At 34.7% G+C, this 17,788-nt stretch carries 15 protein-coding genes; 10 read left to right on the top strand and 5 right to left on the bottom strand.

The genetic code is table 11. The annotated features are described in order from the left end of the window. The first annotated feature begins 532 nt into the window (after positions 1-532). Positions 533-1,468 (top strand): hypothetical protein, encoded by a 936-nt coding sequence (locus tag D5R40_RS22615; protein WP_124143675.1) that lies wholly within the window; start codon positions 533-535, stop codon positions 1,466-1,468. 464 nt (positions 1,469-1,932) lie between these two features. Here the strand turns inward: D5R40_RS22615 and D5R40_RS22610 are convergent, their stop codons facing one another. Further along, entirely contained in the window at positions 1,933-2,424 is a 492-nt protein-coding gene (locus D5R40_RS22610; RefSeq protein WP_124143676.1) for a YbjN domain-containing protein, read from the bottom strand. A gap of 103 nt (positions 2,425-2,527) precedes the next feature. Here D5R40_RS22610 and D5R40_RS22605 point away from each other — a divergent pair, with 103 nt between their 5' ends. Further along, positions 2,528-3,358 (top strand): class I SAM-dependent methyltransferase, encoded by an 831-nt coding sequence (locus tag D5R40_RS22605; RefSeq protein WP_124143677.1) that lies wholly within the window; start codon positions 2,528-2,530, stop codon positions 3,356-3,358. A 517-nt stretch (positions 3,359-3,875) separates the two neighbouring features. Here D5R40_RS22605 and D5R40_RS35890 read toward each other — a convergent pair. Next, positions 3,876-4,028: a hypothetical protein gene (locus tag D5R40_RS35890; RefSeq protein WP_161564366.1), complete on the bottom strand. Its 153-nt coding sequence runs from the start codon at positions 4,026-4,028 to the stop codon at positions 3,876-3,878. A gap of 477 nt (positions 4,029-4,505) precedes the next feature. Beyond that, on the bottom strand, positions 4,506-5,603 hold the full coding sequence (locus D5R40_RS22600) for a class I SAM-dependent methyltransferase (RefSeq protein ID WP_124155251.1): 1,098 nt from the start codon (positions 5,601-5,603) through the stop codon (positions 4,506-4,508). A 252-nt stretch (positions 5,604-5,855) separates the two neighbouring features. On the opposite strand from D5R40_RS22600, the gene D5R40_RS35885 reads away from it, so the two are divergent. Continuing rightward, positions 5,856-6,011 (top strand): hypothetical protein, encoded by a 156-nt coding sequence (locus tag D5R40_RS35885; RefSeq protein ID WP_161565049.1) that lies wholly within the window; start codon positions 5,856-5,858, stop codon positions 6,009-6,011. A gap of 444 nt (positions 6,012-6,455) precedes the next feature. Here the strand turns inward: D5R40_RS35885 and glnA are convergent, their stop codons facing one another. Beyond that, the gene (gene glnA, locus D5R40_RS22595) at positions 6,456-7,877 is read right to left on the bottom strand and encodes a type I glutamate--ammonia ligase (RefSeq protein WP_124155250.1); all 1,422 of its coding nucleotides are present in this window, start codon (positions 7,875-7,877) and stop codon (positions 6,456-6,458) included. Between the two features lie 491 nt (positions 7,878-8,368). Here glnA and apcB point away from each other — a divergent pair, with 491 nt between their 5' ends. The 4 genes from apcB (at position 8,369) to D5R40_RS22570 (ending at position 13,768) form a co-directional block, all read left to right on the top strand. Continuing rightward, positions 8,369-8,878: an allophycocyanin subunit beta gene (gene apcB, locus D5R40_RS22585; RefSeq protein WP_124143680.1), complete on the top strand. Its 510-nt coding sequence runs from the start codon at positions 8,369-8,371 to the stop codon at positions 8,876-8,878. 654 nt (positions 8,879-9,532) lie between these two features. After that, positions 9,533-10,384, top strand: a complete 852-nt coding sequence (locus tag D5R40_RS22580) for a TlyA family RNA methyltransferase (RefSeq protein WP_124155249.1) — start codon at positions 9,533-9,535, stop codon at positions 10,382-10,384. 621 nt (positions 10,385-11,005) lie between these two features. Continuing rightward, entirely contained in the window at positions 11,006-11,902 is an 897-nt protein-coding gene (locus tag D5R40_RS22575; RefSeq protein WP_124155248.1) for a TauD/TfdA dioxygenase family protein, read from the top strand. Positions 11,903-13,081: 1,179 nt separating this feature from the next. Further along, positions 13,082-13,768 carry a hypothetical protein gene (locus tag D5R40_RS22570; RefSeq protein WP_124143682.1) on the top strand — a complete coding sequence of 229 codons (687 nt, stop codon included), beginning with the start codon at positions 13,082-13,084 and terminating at the stop codon, positions 13,766-13,768. 988 nt (positions 13,769-14,756) lie between these two features. Here D5R40_RS22570 and D5R40_RS22565 read toward each other — a convergent pair. Continuing rightward, positions 14,757-16,130, bottom strand: coding sequence for a helix-turn-helix domain-containing protein (locus D5R40_RS22565; protein WP_124155247.1), 1,374 nt, complete (start codon positions 16,128-16,130; stop codon positions 14,757-14,759). A gap of 199 nt (positions 16,131-16,329) precedes the next feature. Here D5R40_RS22565 and D5R40_RS22560 point away from each other — a divergent pair, with 199 nt between their 5' ends. From D5R40_RS22560 to D5R40_RS35880, 3 genes are read left to right on the top strand one after another with little or no spacing between them, the layout of a single operon-like run. Beyond that, on the top strand, positions 16,330-16,869 hold the full coding sequence (locus D5R40_RS22560; protein WP_124143684.1) for a hypothetical protein: 540 nt from the start codon (positions 16,330-16,332) through the stop codon (positions 16,867-16,869). A gap of 6 nt (positions 16,870-16,875) precedes the next feature. Beyond that, complete coding sequence (locus D5R40_RS22555) at positions 16,876-17,361, top strand: hypothetical protein (protein WP_124143685.1); 486 nt, start codon at positions 16,876-16,878, stop codon at positions 17,359-17,361. 52 nt (positions 17,362-17,413) lie between these two features. After that, a complete protein-coding gene (locus D5R40_RS35880) occupies positions 17,414-17,560 on the top strand; it encodes a hypothetical protein (RefSeq protein ID WP_161565048.1) in 147 nt (48 codons plus the stop codon). Positions 17,561-17,788 lie beyond the last annotated feature (228 nt).

Here is a 17,788-nt window from a genome sequence, read left to right as displayed (position 1 = left end):
TTTTTTGAACCAAAAAAGGCTAAAACCTTTATCTGTAAATACTTTTAGATTTAATCAGCAAGCCCTAATTATAGCCATCATAGCATAATAATTCTCTTCATTTATCTAAAACTACTGATAATTTTCTCAAAGATTTTATAAAATCTTTTTATAATTGGTGAAAATTCTTAACTTTATGAAATATTAGGGATGGCACAGAGAGTAAGCATTCAGCTATTAGCAGTTAGCGCTTCCCTGCGAGATGCTACGCAAACAGTAATTAGTAATGAATAATTACTTCTCAGTTTTGAGAAGGGGACTTTAGCAGTAACTTTTTATTCTTTCTCAATTTTTCAATTGCTTTGACCTTCCACAAAATTAATGGCTGTTAACGTAGTTCCTCCGCAGGAGGCTAGCTAATAGCTGACGGCTGTTTGCGCAGCATTCCGCAGGAAATGCTTACCACAGAAGTAATATATTTAGCTATACTGGATAAATAATTAGGGAAATGGCTTTAGAATATACTTGATAAATTGATTGATTTTTTATTTTTATGAAGAACCTAATAAAAATTATCCCTTGGTTAGTTATGGCTGGCTTCGCTTGGTCTCTTGGTTTCTTTTACAATGTTTATTATGGTGGTTTAATTGGTCGGTTACGAGGAATGTACTACAATAAGGTGGCATTAGCAGCGGAGGTGGAAGGGTCAAAAAGACTGATAATTGTTGGTGGTTCGGGAGCGCACTATACTGTCAATTCTCAGTTAATGGGAGAAGAACTTGGTATTCCTGTATTTAATTTTGGCTTGGATGGAAATTTGGGTCTGAATGTAATTTTTCCTACTATTTTGGAGCAAGTTCGTCCAGGAGATGTTGTGCTGATAATTCCTGAATACTTAATGCTATTAGATGAAGATGGATTAGGCGATCGCTCTACTTACTTTGGAGTAGCTATTGGAAAACCAGGGTTAGGAGGGGTACCACCTAAGCAGTTTGCTCAAGATACTTTTGGTTTGGGCGTACCTAGTCTTAGACAATTGACAAAATCTACTATAGATATAGTTAAGCAAGTAGAAGTTTCAGGTTATTATGCCGATCCTATTACAGACTGGGGAGACCCGACTAAAACATGGGAACGCAAAAGTAAATGGTGGAAATTGACAGTTAACAAACCCGTTACTCCTCATTCAATTGCACGAATTAAGCAATTTAGAGAAGAGTTAGAAGCTAAAGAAGCAAGTTTAGTCATATCACTGCCTATCATTTATGCCAGTACAGATGAAAGAACTGTGAAAAATGTGGAGAAAACTGCTGAAGAGTTAGGTAAAATTGCTCCTCTAATTACTGACGAAAAGTTAAATTTATGGACTGACGTTAACTTGTTTGCTGATACTCACTACCATCTTAAACCAGAAGCAAAAGTTATACGTTCAAAAGAATTAGTTGAACAACTCCAACCTATAATTCAATCGACAATAAGTAATAAATAAGGTTTTAATTACCCCCTTTCTTTGTTTTTCAAGAGGGAAAAGGGAGAAAGGCTTAAAAGTCTGAAAAAAAACTTAAATTTATTCTAGATATTCACGCTTAGGTTGACACAAGCTATACCAACCAACGGTAATATAAAACCCGCTTGAAAAGTGGTCATTACGACAATAGGAAGCAATCTCGCGCAACTCCTGAGATTGCTTCTTTCCACGCTATACGACTTGGATTCTATATAAGAAGGGTTTTGTTATCTAGAAAAGAAAGACCGAAGAACCGAAAAATCTGGCTTTGTTTGAATTTTAAGCTTTTGATCTGTCCTAACCTTTCCTTCGACTGCCATACCTTAAGATACCCCCTAATTTTCCCCTTCATATCAAATCAGGTTAAATACCCTCACAATCAATAGCTTAAAACCCTGATTATTACCTTATTGTATCTATGTGCAATTAGGCGGATTTAATATCATTTATTGCCCAAATTCCGCAGCCAAAACATCATCATTATCATCAGCAAGAGTCGCAACAATAGTAATTGCCCGAGAAATTTCTCCTGGAGATAATTCTGCTACAGTACGAGTTGCCAGAATTACAATTTGATTATCCACAATAGCAAAATGAGATTCCATGGTCGATAACCAATTCATTTCCAATAATCTACGCATTAACTCGGGTTCATTTTTTGCTGGTAACTTCAGAACATAAGACCAGACATCAAAAGTATCATCATCTGTTTCTCCAGTCAGTCTGACATATACTTCCACACTACCATATTGAAATTTCCATAAATGGCCTGCTTCATTATTGGCCACCATCACTTTTTGATCTTCTGCCATATTGGCAATAATTGTTTCAATCTCTTCTATGTAGCTGAGACTGGTATCATTTTCAGTTATTTCTATATTATCTTCTTCGGTAGAAGGATTATCCACAGAAGTACTATCAGGGTTGTTAGTAGTCATAATTTATACCTATAGAAAAATTATCTATTACCAGTTTAAGTCCTGAACCTATCCTAATTACAAACAAAGCTATAATGCTATCCACAATTAGTAATCTATAGCTATGTCCAAAGCAGAAATTAATTTTCCTTATTTTGACAAAATCTTGGCCAATTTAGAAGATGAAGCAACTAAAACTATCTTTGGAAACCACGTTCACTGGGGTTATTGGGAAAATCCTAATTGGGCAAAAAATACTGCTGAAGATTTTGCGATCGCGACGGAAAAGCTATCACAAAAGGTTTATCAAGCTGCTGATATTAAGGATGGTATTTCTATTTTAGATGTGGGTTGCGGTTTTGGCGGTACAGCTGCCAGTATTAATAATAATTATTCGGAGGTAAAAATCACGGGATTAAATATAGATGAACGGCAATTAAATGTAGCTAGAAAACAAGTTCAAGCTTGTGGTGATAATTCTATTGAATTTGTGCAGGGAGATGCTACTAAAATGCCTTTTCCTGATAATTTTTTTGATGTGGTTTTGGCGGTAGAGTGCATTTTTCATTTTCCTAGTCGCTCTGCTTTTTTCCAAGAAGCAAAAAGGGTTTTAAAACCTGGTGGTAAAATTGCTTTGTCTGATTTTGTTCCTACTGCAACAATCAATTTTTTTGAACCTGTAGTTAGATTATTTATCAAAGATTTAGGTGCTGAAACTTATGGCAATGTTAATTTTTTTACTATTGCTAACTATCAAGATTTAGCAATAAAAATAGGTTTGAACAGTTTTCTAATAGAAGATATTACTTTTAATACTTTACCTACTTATAAAATCCTAAAGGAGTTTCCTGTTTTTTCAGATTCTCCAGCTAATCAGAAAACAAATAATATTTTTGAATGGGTGACACGGTTGGGACTACTACGTTATTTAATTTTGTCAGCGAGTATAGAATAATTTTCCCATTTTCAATTGAGGTCTTATAGGAGGCAACAGGCAACAGGCAACAGGCAACAGGCAACAGTGGGAAAAATATTTCCCGGTCTCAGGTTTATTATCAGCATAAGTCTTAACCAACTCATTCTTTGCACTCCACATATATGTGCTTAAGAAAATGAATTGACTATTGCGACATTCGCAACAGAGAGGAGAAGTAAATATTTTTCCCATCACAACCTCAAATTTTGGTGCTTGAGAAAATGAATTAGCTATTGCCACATTCGCAACAGAGAGGGGAAGTAGATATTTTTCCTCCACACACCTCAAATTTTGGTTGCTACACAAAATGAATTAGCTATTGCGACATCCGTAATAGAGAGGGTAAGTAGATATTTCCCTATCACACAGATGCTTAAGGAAATGAATTGACTATTGCCACATTCGCAACAAAGAGGGGAAGTAGTTATAACAGTCGCCAAGGCACTTAGGATATAAAGGACAAACATAGATAGATAGATAGATAGATAGCGATCGCCTAATTGAGATGGTCTAATAATTTGATACTTTTTCCTCCATATACCTCAAATTTTGGTGCTTGAGAAAATGAATTAGCTATTGCCACATTCGCAACAGAGAGGGGAAGTAGATATTTTTCCTCCACACACCTCAAATTTTGGTTGCTACACAAAATGAATTAGCTATTGCGACATCCGTAATAGAGAGGGTAAGTAGATATTTCCCTATCACACAGATGCTTAAGGAAATGAATTGACTATTGCCACATTCGCAACAGAGAGGGTAAGTAGATATTTCCCTATCACACACATAGATAAGGTGCTTAAAAAAATAAATATTCCGGAGAATAGACTAAAAACTCAAAATCTCAACCGAGAATTCAAAAGCCTTGCGATAAAGTAATCTTGAATTTATCCTTAATTTATTTTCAACAATTAATAATTAATAATTACCTATCCTGAAAAAGAAGAGGATTGACTAAAAAGAAAAAAAATTCTTCTTTCTCCTTTATAAAGAGAGGCTTTAAACCTTAATTATGCAACAAAATTGATTGTAAAAATTGATGATCTTTTCCCTTATGGGGTACCCTACCAACCCCATAAAATCCACGAGTGATAGGGTATATTAAACCCATAGCGCATTCTCAGTGCTACCGACTACTGACCACTTCTTCAACAGGCTTATAACCGACCCAATACTTACTAAATAAATGAACTTCAGTAGCAATATTAATAAAACCTGCTTTCTCCAAACGTTCCTCTAAATTATCTGTAATATAACTCTGATAATAAGGTTCATGAAACATTGCTGGGAAGTTTTTTAACATTGGCGCAAAATCAGGTTCATCAGAAACTTGAATCGAATCACAAATCACAAAAACACCCCCAGGTTGAGTCACTCTAAAAGCTTCTTCTATTACTTTTTGACGTACTATCGGCGGTAATTCATGGAAAATAAAAACACAAGTTGTTGCCTGAAAAAAATTATCTCTCAAAGGTAAATCTTCTGCATTTCCTTGTAAAAGTTGAGGCAACTCTCCTAAGCCTTCAGATAATAATTGATGAGCTTTTTTTAAATAAGCAGAGGATAAATCAACACCATAAAGAGCAGCCTTTGGTAAAGTAGCACGAATAAACTTTAAAGTTCTACCAGTACCACAAGCGATATCTAAAACTCGTAACTTTTGGGGAGCGTTCGCCTCTAACTTTTGCCCTAAAAATAACTTTTCTAACCCCATTTTTAACGGAGCTAAAATTCGTCTTCGCATGGCATCAGCAGTACCATTAAATAAAATTTCTACCTGTAAATCATAGAGATTAGCTGATGTATCGCTTAAGTAGCCATCTGTTTGATAATGAAAATTTTGTAAGTAATACTTAGGATAATCTTGAGTATTTATTTGTGGAGAAAATTCTTGATATTTCTTTTTTTGAATTCTATTCCAAACTGTAGGCATATCTAGCCAAATATTAGGATAATAACTGAAAAAATCTGACCAGGGATTATCAAATATAATATTAACTGGATAAATACCATTTTCTCCATCTGCCAAATCTCTTTCCATAATTTTATCAATGCGTTTCTGCATTTTTTGGAGAATTGCGGAAGACAAAGGTTGAGTTTTAAATTCAAGAGTTGGATAAACAAAATTTCTCAGGCGAGTAGAAATTTGTTTGTGAGCTAAAGCGAAGTAAATTTTACTTTGTTGAAATGTTTGATAAGTAAATTTTGTAATAGTATCTGACATGACGATAAGTCTAAATAGATTTTGCGAGTGTTCTAGTTTTCGTTAAGAATTGTAACGCAATTATCATATAGCAGAAGGAAGAAGGAGGAAAGTTGATATTCTGTTGTTTTAGATATTCTATAAGTCAAAAGTAGTAATGGCAGTTGCTATTTGGCAGTTGCTATAATTTTGAAGAAAAGATCATATAGTACTTTGGCGTTTGACAATATTTGCGTAGCATTCCGGTAGGAAAAGGCAAGAAGCAACAGAGGAATGTCAAACACCTTAATGCATAGTGCCATAGCTAATATAGGGTTTGTTGAAAAAGTCTTATGTGTGAGGGTAGGAGTCAGGAGACAACCCACCCCTAACCCCTCCCTGGAGGGGAAGACAGGAGGAATGGGGAATTTAGAGGAGGCAGGAGAATGAATTATCCCAAGCATTGTTCTGCTATAGTCAACCCAAAATCCGCTCCTTTTTGAGTTCCCTAGAACGAAAACCTTGTACTTTTTCAAGACCAAAAAAGGCTCTTGTCTTTATCTGTCAATGCTTTTAGATTTAATCAGCAAGCCCTAATATATTCCTTCAAAAAAAATAGCCCCCATTGAAGGAGGCTATAAAAACTAACTCGCTATTTTTTCACATCATAATTATTGCTATGAGGCCAGGCAAGTAAATCAAGAATCATTTATCTAGAAAAATCATTTCTAGTCCTTACTTTGGAATGAGAATTAAATAAAATACAGACATTAAAGATCAAAGCTTAAATAAATTAAACCTTAGTCTTTCTAAATCATGTAAGTAATAAAATACTCATTTCTTAAGGTCTGAGAAAACTTCTTTTCTCCTAACTCCTGAATTCTACTTATTCAATTAGCAATCGTAGTATAGAGAAAACTCATAAGGATGAGGCCGTAGACGCATGGGATTAACCTCATTATCCAATTTGTACTCAATCCAAGTTTGAATCAAGTCCTCTGTAAATACCCCACCAGTAGTCAAAAACTCATGGTCTTTTTCCAAAGCTTCCAAAGCACCCTCTAAAGACCCAGGAGTAGAAGGAATCTTGCTTAACTCTTCCGGACTGAGGTCATAAATATCCACATCCAAAGAATCACCAGGGTCAATTTCATTCTTAATCCCATCAATACCAGCACAAAGCATCGCAGCAAAAGCCAGATAGGGGTTACAACTAGCATCAGGACAACGGAACTCTAGTCGCTTGGCCTTGGGATTTGTACCACTTAAAGGAATCCGAACAGAAGCAGAGCGGTTACCTTGAGAATAAGCTAAGTTTACTGGAGCTTCAAATCCAGGAACTAATCGCTTATAGGAATTAGTAGAAGGATTAGAGAATGCCAAAATTGCTGGAGCGTGTTTGAGGATACCACCAATATAATTAAGCGCCATCTTACTCAAGTTGGCATAACCATCACCCCAGAATAAAGGTTGTCCATCTTTCCAGATTGACTGGTGACAGTGCATACCCGAACCATTATCGTTAAATATAGGCTTAGGCATGAAAGTAATAGTTTTGCCATGTTTTTTGCCCACATTCTTGATGACATACTTATAAATCATCAAGTTGTCTGCAGCTTCTACCAATGTGCCAAACTTAAAGCCTAATTCATTCTGACCACCTGTAGCAACTTCGTGGTGATGCTTTTCAATGGGAACTCCACACTTGGCCATTGTTAACAGCATTTCTGTCCGCAAGTCTTGCATTGTATCTGTGGGAGATACAGGAAAATAACCTTCTTTGTAGCGAGGTTTATAAGCTTTGTTACCACCTGGTTCTTCACTACCAGAATTCCAGCGACCTTCTATACTATCTACATAGTAATAAGCTTTATTTTCTGTTTGGTCAAACCGAGCATCTTCAAATACAAAGAATTCTGCTTCAGGACCAAAGAAGGCAGTATCCCCAATACCTGTCGATCTTAAATAGTCAACTGCTTTCTGAGATATGACTCTGGGGCAACGGCTATACCATTCACCAGTTCGAGGTTCTTTAATACTACAAGTTATACTTAATGTTGGTTCAGCCATAAAAGGGTCAATCCAAGCAGTAGTTGGATCGAGTACCATCATCATGTCTGACTCGTTAATATTTTTCCAACCACGGATACTAGAACCGTCGAAGGCAACTCCATCTGTAAAGGAACTCTCATCAATTTGACTTCTGTGAACTGTTAAATGTTGCCAAATACCAGGTAGGTCAATGAATTTCAAATCAATAACTTGAATATCATCATTGTTAATCCAGTTCAATACATCTTGGGCTGTTTGTGCCATATTAGCTCCTAAGTTTTAAATTTGGGCTTTCTTATCAAGAAGAATAGCCCTAATAAGAATACATCCGTTTAAAATTTTGGCTTTCTTAACAAGAAGAATAGCTGTGACATACTCCCACACTAAGCTGGCGCTATAGTGTCGGCTTCTCGTTTCGCAGCCCCGGTATCCCGTCGGGCTCAACGAGCTTTAAGGACGGAATGCCCTACCGCCCTATTTTTTATATTTATCGCTGCATTTCCTTGGTTATGCTTCCCTACGGGATGCTGCACAAACGCAAACAAGTCGCGGTCTATGAAAACACCGCAATGTGGGCAACAATAAGTTCGTATCAGCTAATAAGAATACATCCAGCCAATCATAAGAATGAAAATCCTTGAGTTTTTGTATCTAAGATTACAATATTCCCTAGCCTGAATCAAATGATTCTGCTAGGTGTCAATTTATAGTAGGGTAGGATAGAAAGTTTAAGAAATTGTTGGGAGAATAATTATATGCGGGACACTATAACTAGCTTAATAGATAATTACGATGCTAAAGGTCGTTATTTGGATCGGGATGCTGTCGATCAATTAAAATCTTATTTTGAAACTGGTACTGCGCGAGTACAAGCTGCTACATTAATCAATTCTATGGCTGCTAGTTTGGTTAAGCAAGCTGGGATTACGTTGTTCGCACAACAGCCGGAATTAATTCGTCCTGGTGGTAATGCTTATACGACTCGCCGTTATGCTGCTTGTCTACGGGATATGGATTATTATTTACGTTATGCTACTTATGCTTTGGTCGCAGGTAACACGGATGTTTTAGATGAAAGGGTCTTACAAGGTCTTCGAGAAACCTATAATTCTCTAGAAGTACCTATTGGACCTACTTTGGTTGGAATTGGTATTCTTAAAGAACTTGTTAAATCTGAGGCGGCAGCGGCGGGTATTCAAACTGGTGCTTTCTTAGAAGCACCCTTCGACCATTTAATTAGTGAGTTAGCTGAAAAGGACATTTAATTAATGAATAATGAATAATTAATAATTAATAATGTAAGTATTCAGCCGTCAGCTATCAGCTATTAATTTTGGGTTTGCGTAAAAGCAACCTTTGAAATTGAAAAAGAATAAAAAGTTACCGCCAGTCCCTGGAAAAAACCTTATAAGTAATTAGGTTTGCTGAAAAAGTCTTTTAGTAGGGGTAGTAGACAGTAGACAGTAGACAGGAGACAGGAAGAACGGAGAATTTAGAGGAGGTAGTCGGAAAAATTGTCCCTCAATTTTTCTGCCATAATAATTCCAAAATACTAGCTTTATGCAGCTCTTGCCACCGAAAAGTTGGTACTTTTTTTAACCCAAAAACGTTCAAGCCTTTATCTGTTAATACTTTGATCTTTAATCAGCAAGCTCTAATTATTCATTACTAATTGCTGATAGCTGTTTGCGCAGCATTCCGTAGGAAATACTTACTTAATAATTATTCATTACCAAGCGTAAAAATGGGATTTGGAAACCAAATCCCTACAGTTTTTTTCAGAACTAAGTAATTAATTATTTTGATTTTTTTTAACATTAACGAAGCGGATTTTTACAACTCAAAAAGCTGATAACTACTTGCGGAACATTCCGAAACGGAAATTCTAAAAGCTGATAGCTAGTTAATCATTAAAATTTGTGGTTAAACAAAGATTAGATATTTTATTGGTCGAACAAAACTTATGTACTTCTCGGCAAAAAGCTCAAGTTTTGATTAGAGCAGGAGAAGTAATGGTAAATCAGCAAATAATTGATAAACCAGGAACTGAAGTAGAGTCTGAGGCGAATATAAAAGTTAAGCAAAAGTCTTTGTATGTTTCTAGGGGAGGTTATAAACTTGCCAAAGCATTAGAATATTTTTCTATGCCTATTTCTGACAGAATATGTCTTGATGGAGGTATTTCAACAGGTGGGTTTACTGACTGTTTGTTACAAGCAGGGGCGAAATTAGTTTACGGTATTGATGTGGGATATGGGCAAGTTGACTGGGGTTTGCGTAATGACCAAAGAGTTGTTTTAAAAGAGAGAACTAATCTACGTTATTTAACTCCTATAGAATTATATGGCAAGGAATTAATATTAAATTCTCAAGGACAAGAAAATTCAGAAATATATCCTAATTTAGCAGTAGTTGATGTTTCTTTTATTTCTATAACTAAAGTTTTACCTGCTTTATGGCAATTACTTATTCCACCTCGTGAAACAATATTGTTGGTAAAACCTCAGTTTGAAGTAGGGAAAAAACGAGTAGGTAAAAAAGGTGTGGTACGTTCTTCTACTGACCAAGCTGAAGCAATTTTTCAAGTATGGAATAGCGCTCAGAATTTAGGATGGGGATATTCTGGTTTAACCTGGTCTCCTATACAAGGTCCGGCTGGTAATATAGAATATTTATTATGGTTAAATATAGAGAGTAAACTTTCACTAGACTTGAAAGCGATCGCTCAGATTACAAAATTAGCTAAACAAGAATTTAATCATAGTTTGTAATTAAAATTTGACTTTTAAAATAGCCACACTTCTGACTATCAACAGGACTTTTGAAGATAGTGAGGTACAGTTATAAAACTATTCTTATACAGAGTGCAGAGACTCTACATATAGGGAGGGCGAATAGAATTCGCCCCTACAAATGGTGCTTTAAAAGTAAATTTGCGTAAGTCCTGTTATATTTCCTGTTCCCTGTTCCCTGTTCCCTGTTTCCTAGAGCAATAAGACTTTGTACCTCATCAACTAGAAAACTACTGTAATATTAAAAACAAAAAGTTACTTAGGGTTTGCTGATTAAATCTCAAAGCATTGACTGATATTGGTCAGGGTCTTTTTGAGGTGGAAAAAAGTACCTATTTTTCAGCTTTTGATGCTCAAAAAGTTAGCATTAAAGGCAGACAATATTTGATATCCCTATACTTCCCATTCTACCCACACTTTCCATCCTGCCTACTGCCTACTGCCTACTCCCTACCTACTGCAAAAAAACTTTTTCAGCAAACCGTACTTATTGCCTAGTATGATTCAGACAAAATTCATATCTAGAGTCAGATATCCTGGGGATAGTATTTAATTAAAATAAGTGCTACAGTGGAATGAAAAAAGTGATTTGTATGAATTATGAACGCTATTAGGGAAAATATAAGTATTGAAAAATATCAAAATTCTAGGCTTGGTAAAGAAATTTTTCCAGGCTTTAATCTTGTGAATTTAAGTCCAAAACAGGCAGAAGAATTGAAGGAAAATCTCTGGGAAAATGGTGTTATTTTCATCCGCAACCAAAATCTGACGGCATCTCAGTTAACAGAATTTGCCAGACAGACCTTTAGAGATTCAAGTCTTGGTCATCGCCGCCCAAAATCCCTAAATCCTGAAATTCCTGCATACTTACAAAGTTCAGGGTGTGGTATTTTAGGGAATCCTAAAGGATTATCTCAGAATGTGCTAGGTAAGATTGCCTGGCAATGGCATCACGACAAAGACCTTCTTCCAAAAACTGCTGGGTTAGAGATGAATACTCCTTATGTGGTCATGCTATATGGTGTGACTATCCCTTCAGAAGGCATTGATGGACAGCCTCATACTACTGGTTTTCTAGATATGATCAAAGCTTATAATAACTTTGAACCTGAATATCAGCAGCAATTAGAACAGCTTTCAATGTATCATCTTTCTCCCGTATCTCCACAACCAGGGGAGGAGATCCCCAGGAAACTACATCCTTTAGTATCAACTCACCAAATAACTGGACGTAAAGGTTTATATTTGGGTTCAGACACTTCTATTCTACAGGGACTTGAGGATAAACCTGATTTGGCAAAGCGATATTGGGTAGAGTTATTTGAGAAAGCTCTTAATTATACACCTATTTATCATCATGTTTGGCAAGCTGGAGATATTGTATTTTGGGATAATTCCCAAGTTATGCACACTGGAAAAGCCTACGATTCTAGTAAATATAAACGCATTGCTTTGCGTATTGGAGTTGTGAATAATCGTGATGATTATAACTGCTAAGTTGACAAAAAATCACATCTCTTTCATTTGGATGATTCATTGATTTATCCTCATATATTTGTCTATTTTTATCTAAAATAATTAAAGTATTACAGCAGTTTTGGAGTTGAGTGAATAGGGAATATAAATTAGTATTAAACTGTACCTTAGCATCCTGCAAAATGCTGTAATATTTTTATATTACTATCTAAATAATACAAGTTATTTTTACTATTAATTTTCTGAATAAACTGCTAAATAGTGGTTGATTAATATTAGTTTATTCCTATATTTCAAAGTAATACCAATTACAAAAAATAGGGTGAATCTCAATATTTGCAAAAATATTTTTTTCTTATTCCCTATTCCCTGTTCCCTGTTCCCTTTTCCCTGTTCCCTTTTCCCTAAAAGCGATAAATTGTTGGCTTTATTCATGCATTGAGATGCACCTAATATTTTTAGGGTTTTAGTAGGCAGTAAGCTCAATATCTGGTATACAGAAAATTAGAGGGGGAGGAGCAGAATGGTTTGGGAAAATTCACAGGAAAACAAGATCATTTTCATAGAAATTTTCAAATATATAGGTTATCAAAATAATTTGGTCTAAAACCCCGCCTTTTAAGGCGCAATATTTTTGGAGAGTTGCTCAAAATTCCCGTTACAAAAATAACTTCTAACTTCTGACTTCTGACTTCTGACTTCCTTTTACAAAAAATAGGGTGCATCTCTTATGTGCAAAAATATTTTTTTCTTATTCCCTATTCCCTGTTCCCTTTTCCCTAAAAGCGATAAATTTTTGGCTTTATTCATGCATTGAGATGCACCTAATATTTTAGGGTTTTAGTAGGTGGTAAGCTAAATATCTGGTATACATAAAATTAGAGGGGGGAGGTGCAGAATGGTTTGGGAAAATTCACAGGAAAACAAGAGCATTTTCATATAAATTTTCCAATATATAGGTTATCAAAATAATTGGGTCTAAAACCTAGCCTTTTAAGGCGCAATATTTTTGGAGAGTTGCTCAAAATTCCCGTTACAAAAATAACTTCTGACTTCTGACTTCTGACTTCCTTAAAGGTGGCGATCGCTTAACTTTAAATCTTCAAATATTGAACTTCCACAGTTACTTACTCCTGAAAGTATTCTTCCACAATAATCTGAGGATATAGATAATTTTTTTGCTGTAACTATTAAATTGCCATGTTCATCCGAAAAATTAGTATATTTTTTCTTTTCCTGATTAAATTATCTATTTATATATTTTGTACTTCATTTATTTTTAGCACAATAATTTCTGCCAAAATTATATCTGTCAAATTAGCGGATCGATTTTTATATAGTTTAATTCTCTTTGGCGATTTTTTAAGAGGAATAGAAATAGTTGAACTTTTTAATATTGTTGCTTTTGCTGTTGTGGGAATGGGTTTTGGTTTAGCAAGTATTTTTTTACCTAAGTATTTAGGTCGTTATGTGAGTGCAATTCTATTAATAATTTTAGTGCCAATAATTTTTCTCACGACTCAAATGGTGAGATATGATATTTGGGTAGAACAGGTAGCAAATAACGAAAATTTATCTCTTGATGGAGCGGAATTACTAGCTAATTCATTTTTAAATCAAAGGGTAGGTAATGATGGTATTTATGGCTTCTATTTATATACTGCTCAGTTTCCTATCCTACCTGATAAAAAAGTACAGATGAATAATTTAGATAGATTGGAAAAGAGTGTTAATTCAAAGTTTGTGAGTCTGATAGGAGTTCCACCAGGGGTTATTTCTTGGGCAATTAGTTTGTGTTTTTGGGCGATTAGAATTTTTTATTTTGTAGTAGCAGTAGTCACGACTGTTGCTCACTTCAGAGAAGGTTTAAGGATCGTAAAATGTTAATCTTGTAGATTAAATTTTGCTCTGGGAATTATAGCAAATCTCAAAAACTTTTCTATGTTTTCTTGAGTGAGGGAGATGGGGAGATGGGGAGATGGGGAGTAGTAAACATAAGAATAGTTAATATCATGTTCAGTTGAATACTTATAAATAAATGTTGTGAGTTTTCAGGAGTCAACCCACCCCTCGCCCCTCCCCCTCCCAGGAGGGGAACTCAGGAGTCAGGAGGGAAAAAAAGGGCAAAAAGAGGAAATATTGGAGAAAAGTAAAGATAATTTCATTATTTCTTTGGTACCGTCGGTACTGTCAGTCCTTAAATTTTATTTATAACTGATTATCCGCAATTCGTAGCTCCCCCGGAGGGGGAACATGATATAACACATTAGGTGGCTAATAATCCCTTTTCACGTTATTGAATCCTACTAATTACTTAATTCATTGAAGTCTTGCATAAGTATCGCATTCTTTTTGAGAAATTGTATTATACAGCAGAGAATTTAGCTAATTATTGAATTTTTAACAACAGCGAGTGCCATTTCAGTTATCAGTTGTCAGTTGCCAGTTATTAGTTATGAGTACATCCTGCAATAGGGAGGCAATAAATACGGAATATTGTTTTTTTATCTATAGCGCTATGTCTTTTGGTTAAGACAAGAAATTTGGGTTGTAAGGGAACAGGGAATAGAGAAATTTTCTAAGGTATTTGCGTAGCGCTATAGAATATACTTTAAATCTTTTTTTCATACTTTTTTTTGCTCTATCTCTTCTCTATTGTTTACTACCTGTTTCTGTCAAAACTCTAATTTAATTGATTGGATATAATACCAATTTGGAAAAATAATTTTACGAATAATAAGATAAATTAAAATACTTTATAGGAAATGTTAATTGGACTAAAAAGATTAATTCCTAGCTAATAAATAGTATCAAAGCCATTCATTCTGACTCCTTACTCCTAATAAATAACCTAGTTATTTGTAGCAAATATTTATCAAATTGATGTAACATACTGCTTCAGCAAAGGTAAAAGAGTAAAATTGTTTTCTTGTTTTTCTATTAGAGAGCGTCGCTGCAAAGATTTAATGATATTCAACAAGTCTGAAGCTGGTATTTGTAAATTATCTAATAAGGTTGAAATAGTTGCTGGTTCGGTTGTGGTTGCTAGGTGAGAGATTACTTGTTTTTCTACTTCTGATAAACGGGAAAGTTGCTGATGTAATAATTCTTTGATGTCTGCGTCTAAAAATAGAGGGTCGTATTGAAATAATTCTGAGATATTTCCACTGAATAAGTCATTAATAGTTGTGGCAATTATATTTAACCAAGTGGGGTTGCCTTGATAAAAGTCAATCAATTTTTGCCATTGTTCGTCTACTTGTAAGTCTTGGTCTTTGAGAATTTTTGTAGCTGCTTGCTCATCTAAACCTTTGAGGTGTAATGAACGAATGGATGTATTTTTACCTTTAATAATTTCTCTGAGTTTTTCTCTACTAATTATTAGGCAACAACTCTGATGGGAGAGTTGGGCAATAAGTTGGAAAAATTGGCTGTAGTTTTCATATTCTGGAGTGTAATGACTTGCTAGTTTGCCACTACTAAATATTGTTTGGATGTGATCTAATATTATGAGGCAGCGGTGCTTTCTCAATTTTTCTAAAAGATGGGAATTTTCTGAGGTTTCGAGAGTGGAATTTTGGTTAGACATAAATTGAATGAGTCGGGTTTGAATTGTTTTGAGTTGTGGAGAGTCTCGGAGACTTTGCCAAATTATATAGTCGAATTTATTTTGAATATTTTTGATGAGTTGAAGAGCTAATGTTGTTTTGCCAATACCATTCATTCCGTGAAGCATCACTATTTTTTTTTGTTCTTGGAGAATCCATTTTTTGAGGGTTTTTATTTCCTGAGTTCTACCGTAGAATTTTTTATGGTCTGGTGCGTCTGAGAGGTCTATTTTTGGTCGAGGTATAGTCTGGGATTTGTTGATATTTGGTTGGGGAAAATTTTCAGGATTTATAGTTTCTGAGGAGGGGGAAGTTTCAGGGCAAAAATTTATATTCTTAATTCCTACAAAATCTTTTTCTATATTTGGTGATGAAACTATGGAAAACTGCCATCTATAAAATGTAGTGCGTAGATTAGATTTATTTACTTGTTCACCGAAAGTCTCTGAAAAGGTTTTCCATAATTCTGAAGCGACATCTCTGACATGACCATTAGTGCATTGAAATTCTTGAGCAATTTCCGAATATTTTTTACCTTGAAAAGTACCTCTTAATATTACTTGTTGGAGGTCGTCTAAATGTTTTCCTGTTTTGTTAAATATGAGATGGTCAGCTAAATTTAATATTTCTTGGATATCCATAGATAAGGTAAGTAGGAGAGTTTTGTATATTTTAATCCGACATTACCCTACACCATAAATTTTTTAACCAAATTTAATGACGAAAGAGAGATTTTTCAATCATTAAACTCCCTACTTTTACAGATTATTCCCTACTGACAATAAAAAAAATTTGTGATGGAATTGAAAAAGAGCAAACATTAAGTCGTTAAGTTGATTTATGACTGAAGAATCAGAGCTAGTTCAATTAATTATAGAGAATTTTTCTGAGATTCTGAGATATTTACAGCAACAATATGATGAGTTACCCCCGGAACTGAAAAAGGTTGTTGAAAGTATACCCGATTTTTTAAGTGATCTTGAAACAGATAGTCAACTTATTAACAAACGGGAAGTTTATGAAATTATTGCCGAATTTCTCCAAAAAAACTTAAATGAAGAACTACCTTTATGTCTGGATGCTACTCATATTATTTGCGAGGAAAATGACCCAAGGTTACTAAAAGAAAGAACTGGAGATGCAGAAAAACTTGCTGAGGATGCCAAAGAATTAATTTTAAGTATTAAAGTGCATTACGAGCTATTAAAGAATCTCACATATAATCGGAAAACTGAATTTTTTTATCATAAAAAAAATCAACCAGCAGTTAAAAAAGTAGAAGAGGAATTAGATTGGGATAGAATTCCTGGTGATGTCCGATCAAGCTATTTAATTGAAGGTCAAAAAATCTCAACTTTTAAACTTTATCCAATAGAGTAGAAAATTATGGAACAATTTTTAATAGCTATAGCAATAGCATTAGGATTAGCAGCAGTTGCAGTAGCTGTAGTAGCAAGATTTTGGAAGCAAATTCTAAAATGGGCGGAAGATAGCCTTTTTCCTTGGATTAAAACTAATATTCCATGGATTGAAAGTGAAGTAAGACAAGTATTTAGTGCTGTAGATAATGTTGCTGTTGCTACCCGTAATATTTTTCGTAAAGCGTGGGAAAAGTTACGTGAATATTTGCTAAAGCTAGTAATAAAACTAGAAAGAAAATCATCAGGTGAATGGAAAAAACGAGTCACATCTTGGAAAATAAAAATTGAATCTGGTCAAAAAGTTCCGGTAAGAACGGAGACAGAAGAAGTAGTAGATTGGGAGGATTTACCTCAAGATGTTCGTGAAGAGTGGTTAAAACAAGAGAAAAGTAAGGTTGAAATTGATGTAACTGAGTATCGCGACCGGGAAATTATGGAAATGTATACTTAGTCAAGTAGAATTTTTAAAAGGAAAAACTCTGACTATCTGGAGGTGAAAAAAAATGGATAAAAAGTTGGGTGAATATTTGCTAAAGCAAGTAATAAAACTAGAAATATCATCATCAGGTGGATGGATAAAGCAAATTACATCTTCGGCAATTAAAATCTTTGAATCTGGTAAAAAAGTTCCGGTAAAAGTTTACCCATAAAAAGAAGTAGATTGAGATGAAATACCTCCAAATGTTCGTGCATAGTTTTTACGCCGTGAGAAAAGTAAGGCTGAAATTTATGTAACTAAATCTCGCGATCGATAAATTTATGAAATGGATATATCTGCTTAGTCAAGTAGAATTTTTCAGAGGAAAAACTATGGCTTTTTATTGGTAAAAAGAAATGGATAATATAAAAATTGCTTTGCTTTCTATTTCTGGAATTAT

It is taken from the genome of Okeania hirsuta (assembly GCF_003838195.1).
Lineage (GTDB): Bacteria > Cyanobacteriota > Cyanobacteriia > Cyanobacteriales > Microcoleaceae > Okeania > Okeania hirsuta.
The sequence above is the reverse complement of the archived record's forward strand: the minus strand, read 5'-3'. Positions and strand labels throughout refer to the sequence as shown.

Coding starts and splice junctions, on each gene's coding strand:
- D5R40_RS22615 (WP_124143675.1), top strand. CDS start 533: ATGAAGAACCTAATAAAAATTATCCCTTGGTTAGTTATGGCTGGCTTC.
- D5R40_RS22610 (WP_124143676.1), bottom strand. CDS start 2,424: ATGACTACTAACAACCCTGATAGTACTTCTGTGGATAATCCTTCTACC.
- D5R40_RS22605 (WP_124143677.1), top strand. CDS start 2,528: ATGTCCAAAGCAGAAATTAATTTTCCTTATTTTGACAAAATCTTGGCC.
- D5R40_RS22600 (WP_124155251.1), bottom strand. CDS start 5,603: ATGTCAGATACTATTACAAAATTTACTTATCAAACATTTCAACAAAGT.
- D5R40_RS35885 (WP_161565049.1), top strand. CDS start 5,856: ATGTCAAACACCTTAATGCATAGTGCCATAGCTAATATAGGGTTTGTT.
- glnA (WP_124155250.1), bottom strand. CDS start 7,877: ATGGCACAAACAGCCCAAGATGTATTGAACTGGATTAACAATGATGAT.
- apcB (WP_124143680.1), top strand. CDS start 8,369: ATGCGGGACACTATAACTAGCTTAATAGATAATTACGATGCTAAAGGT.
- D5R40_RS22575 (WP_124155248.1), top strand. CDS start 11,006: ATGAACGCTATTAGGGAAAATATAAGTATTGAAAAATATCAAAATTCT.
- D5R40_RS22570 (WP_124143682.1), top strand. CDS start 13,082: ATGTTCATCCGAAAAATTAGTATATTTTTTCTTTTCCTGATTAAATTA.
- D5R40_RS22565 (WP_124155247.1), bottom strand. CDS start 16,130: ATGGATATCCAAGAAATATTAAATTTAGCTGACCATCTCATATTTAAC.
- D5R40_RS22560 (WP_124143684.1), top strand. CDS start 16,330: ATGACTGAAGAATCAGAGCTAGTTCAATTAATTATAGAGAATTTTTCT.
- D5R40_RS22555 (WP_124143685.1), top strand. CDS start 16,876: ATGGAACAATTTTTAATAGCTATAGCAATAGCATTAGGATTAGCAGCA.
- D5R40_RS35880 (WP_161565048.1), top strand. CDS start 17,414: ATGGATAAAAAGTTGGGTGAATATTTGCTAAAGCAAGTAATAAAACTA.